Here is a 4,897-nt window from a genome sequence, read left to right on the forward strand (position 1 = left end):
GCCTCGAGGCACCATTATTTTGTACTTAACAAATAATGGTCTTTATAGACCTGATGTTGAGACAAGTAATTCCCCTTTAGTTCAGTTGGTAGAACGGCGGACTGTTAATCCGTATGTCGCAAGTTCAAGTCTTGCAAGGGGAGCCATTTTTAAAGGACTTCATTTTATATGAGGTTTTAATTGAAGAGTTTAACTCTTTAAGCAAAGAATTTAGTGTGCCGACTTAGCTCAGTAGGTAGAGCAACTGACTTGTAATCAGTAGGTCACCAGTTCGACTCCGGTAGTCGGCACCATTCTTTTGCCTCGATAGCTCAGTCGGTAGAGCAGCGGATTGAAAATCCGCGTGTCGGTGGTTCGATTCCGCCTCGAGGCACCATTATTTGGTGCTTAACAAATAATGGTCTTTATAGACCTGATGTTGACACAAATAATTCCCCTTTAGTTCAGTTGGTAGAACGGCGGACTGTTAATCCGTATGTCGCAAGTTCAAGTCTTGCAAGGGGAGCCACATTCAAGAAAGCCAAGTCGAAAGACTTGGCTTTTTTTCGTTTGAACAAAAACAAACTCTATTCAATATACACATCAGCTCCTCACTAACTCTTAATCAGTCTCGATAAATTGAGTTATCTCCTTTTAGTACTCTTACTACAGCAGTTGATTCTAAGTTCTATAAAGCATATCCACTACAACAGAACCAACGCCTTATAAAGTTCATGACCCGCTAATATTCACATTAAAACAAATAGAACCAAGTCCTGTTACTTTTTTTTCTTCGAAAATTTAATCCCTATCATACTTTGATGTCTTTCTAATATCTGCCTTACACCACTTAGATTAAGATTCGATGAATTATACCTAATACTAATTATTGAATCGCTGCGCGGGGAAATATGAAACTAAAAACGCAAGCTTACTTATTATCGGGCATCATCTTGATCGCCCTGCTAGCACTGACGGCTACAGGCTTATGGACCTTAAGAGTTGCTAGCAACATGGACAACAAAGCTCGCGTAACAGAGCTGTTTAAGAGCGCATACAGCATTCTTACTGAAGTCGAAAAAATGGCGATTGATGGCACACTAGAAGAAGAGCAAGCCAAGCAACTAGCTACTCGCCTTCTACGCAACAACATCTATAAAGATAATGAATATGTTTACGTAGCCGATGAGAACATGACGTTTATCGCGACACCATTAGATCCTCAACTGCACGGAACCAGTTTTAACGACTTTAAAGATGGCGACGGCAATAGTGTTGGGCAGCTAATCCAAAGAGTACTTGGTAATCGTACTGGCGAGATCATTGAGTACACCTGGACACAAAAACTGCCAGATGGAACGATTGAAGAAAAACTGTCTATTGCAGAGAAAACGCCACATTGGGGTTGGGTTGTCGGCACTGGTATCGGGTTCAATGAAGTTAACGCTCGTTTTTGGTCTACTGCTCAATGGCAGCTATTCCTTTGTGTCGTGATTGCTGGTCTTATTCTGGCGAGCCTAATTGTATCCATTAAACGCATGCTAGCGCTTCTTGGCGGCGAACCTAAAGACGTACGAGAAGCAGTACAAGCCGTAGCACAAGGTCGAATTCAAACCTCTTTCGAAACTCAGGCAATTGACGGCAGTATCTATCACGCCGTACAACAAATGAGTAAGTCATTGGCTGAGCTAGTATCAAACCTTGACGCTTCAATGCTGGCATTAAGAGGCGAACTGCAGCGCGTAGAAGATCGCGCTGGGTCAATTGGTCAACTGACAGACACCCAACAGCAATCAACAGAGATGATCGCGACAGCAATGACCGAGATGGCCTCTTCAGCCAATAACGTAGCTGCTTCAGCTAGCGATACCGCGCGCAACACCGACGAGGCCGACAAACAGAGCCAGCATACCCAACAACTCATTCACAACACAGTAGATAACATTCAAGGCTTAGCAGGCCAACTAGGCACAGCAAGCGAAGCTGTCGCTAACCTAGATAACGATGTAAACAACATTGCAAAAGTATTGGATGTGATTGGTGATATAGCGGAGCAAACTAACCTATTGGCACTAAATGCAGCCATTGAAGCAGCTCGAGCTGGCGAACAAGGTCGTGGATTTGCTGTTGTAGCAGATGAGGTTCGTAACCTTGCAGGCAGAACACAATCGAGCACAAAAGAAATCCAATTAATGATTAATAACCTTCAAGAGGGATCTCGCAACGCAATTCAAACCATGGAAGTGTGTGCCGCGACCAGTGAAAGCACCGTAACAGAGTCTCAAAACGCCTCTGAAGCACTACAACAGATTGTTGTCGCATTAGAGTCCATTTCATCAATGAGTCATCAAATCGCAACAGCGGCCGCTGAGCAGACTCAGGTGAGCGATGATATATCGAAGCGTATCAATATGATCGAAGAGAGCGGTAACCAACTGAGCAATGTCGTAACAGAAAGTCATAACAGCACCCAAACTCTTGCCTCTCTTTCCAACGAATTAGAAGCTTGGGTTAATAGGTTTGAAGTAAAACACTAAACTCCCTAGAAAATTTTCAAATAAAAAAGCACGTTTTCATACGTGCTTTTTTTATTTCGGCGCCCATTCAGTGTAGTTAACCGTAGTTTTACTATCTTTTAGGGCATGCTAGACCTAGGTTTTTCACCCCAAATGAGCAAAAACAACCCACTAAGTATAGAAAAACATCAAACGATACTTTTTTTGCAATTTAATGTTGACCCAGAACGCGAAAACACGTTTAATACACCTCGTCGCCCGGATAGCTCAGTCGGTAGAGCAGAGGATTGAAAATCCTCGTGTCGGTGGTTCGATTCCGCCTCCGGGCACCACAATTTATTTGTTGGTGTCTTAGACAACAACAGTAAAGCACAAAGAAATATTATGTGCCGACTTAGCTCAGTAGGTAGAGCAACTGACTTGTAATCAGTAGGTCACCAGTTCGACTCCGGTAGTCGGCACCATTTCTTTAAAGCTTTAAGAATAATTCCCCTTTAGTTCAGTTGGTAGAACGGCGGACTGTTAATCCGTATGTCGCAAGTTCAAGTCTTGCAAGGGGAGCCAAGTTAATCATCAAGCATAAGCTTTTTGATTCATGATGCCGACTTAGCTCAGTAGGTAGAGCAACTGACTTGTAATCAGTAGGTCACCAGTTCGATTCCGGTAGTCGGCACCATTCTCTTGATTAGAGACTAAACAATCAATTCCCCTTTAGTTCAGTTGGTAGAACGGCGGACTGTTAATCCGTATGTCGCAAGTTCAAGTCTTGCAAGGGGAGCCAATTAAAAGAAGCCGCATCATTGATGCGGCTTTTTTGCATCTAAAGATCCTAATTTATTAATACAACTACCCTCACCTTTCAAATACCGTATTCAATTCAGAAACCAACCGTTTTTATATCCTTCCAAAGCTACAAATCTTCGCTACTTAATGCTCTTCAAAATCTCCCAACAACAAACGACACATTCACGTAAGAGTCAGTCACAGTACGTTGCTACTCATTTTATTGACTAGGAGATCGGTTGAAAAAATCAATACTAAGTTTGGAGGTAAGAAAGCTAAATAACGAATCAAGTAAGCGCTGAAAAGCTCTGTAAGACACTTCAATCCAAATTGATACACAGATTACTCTTTATCAAAACTATCCACTACAATAGCGCCCATAGAGGCTGGCATTGAAATAACAATCACTCTTTTGATCGATACGACGGGATCACTCAATAGAGGTAATTTGTCCAGGCAAGTCAGTACCAAAGCAACGACCAATGCCGTCATAACATAAGCAATCACTATTCTGAAAATAAACACCGGCAACCGAGCAACAACATCTTTTTGAAAGACACTCTCATACGTATAGAAGCCTAAGAACACCGCAGACAGTAAAAATAGCAGCAATAGATTAGCGGTAGGTAAAGTCTCCCCTAACTTCCAAGCCTCTTCAGAAAAAGAAATCGGCACGGCCAAGGCAAAAGATCCCACAAAGATCTGGCTCGCATCTTCAAAGTTAAAACTCAATTTCATAATTCGACCCATTAGGTTTAAGGCTTTATCTAATTCTGAAAAGAATCACAAAACTATCCGCCAATGATTTGGGGGATTTTTATTTCTACTAAGCAAACAGTAGTGACCTTCTAGCTTCATCTTAGTCGCAATAACCAAAACATAGCTTGAACTAACCAGCAAGAAATCAATATGCTCAGAGCAAAACGGTCAACACGACTGATTAATATCGAGTCAACAAACACATCAAAATCGAAGACAGAGTGGTAACCCCTAATATACCAGCACCTAGAACCAAAGAATCTAAATCCGCAGGGTGGTAAACGTCACTTCACGAATACGAGGGATGCTCTATTTCTTAGCTTATATACCCCTCAGGCACCACTTGGGAACACACTTAGCGACTCTCACCTTTAAGCTGAATCTAGCCTACTTTCACCCTTTGAAGTACTTAGAACGAGTCGCTCAATACCATCGAGAGTGGTTTTAAGCTCAATGCATAACAAGAGACATTAAGTCGACTCATTATGAGCTCTAGCGTTCTTAAGAGAAGCCTCCATGATAGAGCCCTAATTACACGTATCCTATAGATTCACAGATAGAGCAGAAGTCAGATTTCGTAGCCGAAAGGCTGTTAACTAATACTGAGAGCCGCTCACTTAATAAAGGAAACATCTACAGCGCGTATGGCTCGAGTATCTGAATGCTAAACTTAAAGCTATATACGTTTGAAATCATGCTCGAGTCACCTCACAGCTGGAATCAGAAATGATGTAGTCCTAATCATGAGTTGGTTTTGGGAAAAACCTGAGCTAAGAGCTGTGGGCTGCGGGAAAATCTTTTGTGTAAGTTATTCGACTGACGTGCGAAACACTATGATTTATACCAATTAAAGTAAAAAT

Annotated in this window: 2 protein-coding genes and 9 tRNA genes; 10 read left to right on the plus strand and 1 reads right to left on the minus strand. The window is 42.0% G+C overall.

Going from position 1 to position 4,897, the window contains the following annotated elements; translation table 11 throughout:
- The first annotated feature begins 70 nt into the window (after window positions 1-70).
- The 10 genes from AB4482_RS19145 to AB4482_RS19190 all read left to right on the plus strand — a co-directional run bounded on the left by AB4482_RS19145 (window position 71) and on the right by AB4482_RS19190 (window position 3,276).
- Window positions 71-146, plus strand: a tRNA-Asn gene (locus AB4482_RS19145).
- Between the two features lie 71 nt (window positions 147-217).
- Window positions 218-293 (plus strand) — tRNA-Thr (locus AB4482_RS19150).
- A gap of 7 nt (window positions 294-300) precedes the next feature.
- Window positions 301-376: transfer RNA gene (locus AB4482_RS19155), tRNA-Phe, on the plus strand.
- Between the two features lie 56 nt (window positions 377-432).
- Window positions 433-508 (plus strand) — tRNA-Asn (locus AB4482_RS19160).
- A 382-nt stretch (window positions 509-890) separates the two neighbouring features.
- On the plus strand, window positions 891-2,516 hold the full coding sequence (locus AB4482_RS19165) for a methyl-accepting chemotaxis protein (RefSeq protein ID WP_017062210.1): 1,626 nt from the start codon (window positions 891-893) through the stop codon (window positions 2,514-2,516).
- A gap of 235 nt (window positions 2,517-2,751) precedes the next feature.
- Window positions 2,752-2,827: transfer RNA gene (locus tag AB4482_RS19170), tRNA-Phe, on the plus strand.
- A 56-nt stretch (window positions 2,828-2,883) separates the two neighbouring features.
- Window positions 2,884-2,959 (plus strand) — tRNA-Thr (locus AB4482_RS19175).
- Between the two features lie 24 nt (window positions 2,960-2,983).
- A tRNA-Asn gene (locus AB4482_RS19180) sits at window positions 2,984-3,059 on the plus strand.
- A 36-nt stretch (window positions 3,060-3,095) separates the two neighbouring features.
- Window positions 3,096-3,171 (plus strand) — tRNA-Thr (locus tag AB4482_RS19185).
- Between the two features lie 29 nt (window positions 3,172-3,200).
- Window positions 3,201-3,276, plus strand: a tRNA-Asn gene (locus AB4482_RS19190).
- 344 nt (window positions 3,277-3,620) lie between these two features.
- Here the strand turns inward: AB4482_RS19190 and AB4482_RS19195 are convergent.
- Window positions 3,621-4,016, minus strand: a complete 396-nt coding sequence (locus AB4482_RS19195) for a DUF2391 family protein (RefSeq protein WP_017060180.1) — start codon at window positions 4,014-4,016, stop codon at window positions 3,621-3,623.
- Window positions 4,017-4,897 lie beyond the last annotated feature (881 nt).

Origin of the sequence: Vibrio sp. 10N.222.55.C7 (assembly GCF_041473335.1) — a bacterium.
GTDB classification, from domain to species: Bacteria; Pseudomonadota; Gammaproteobacteria; order Enterobacterales; family Vibrionaceae; genus Vibrio; species Vibrio crassostreae_C.

What these genes read in the sequence shown, in the direction of transcription:
- AB4482_RS19195 (WP_017060180.1), bottom strand. Translation starts at nt 4,016, where the DNA reads ATGAAATTGAGTTTTAACTTTGAAGATGCGAGCCAGATCTTTGTGGGA.
- AB4482_RS19165 (WP_017062210.1), top strand. Translation starts at nt 891, where the DNA reads ATGAAACTAAAAACGCAAGCTTACTTATTATCGGGCATCATCTTGATC.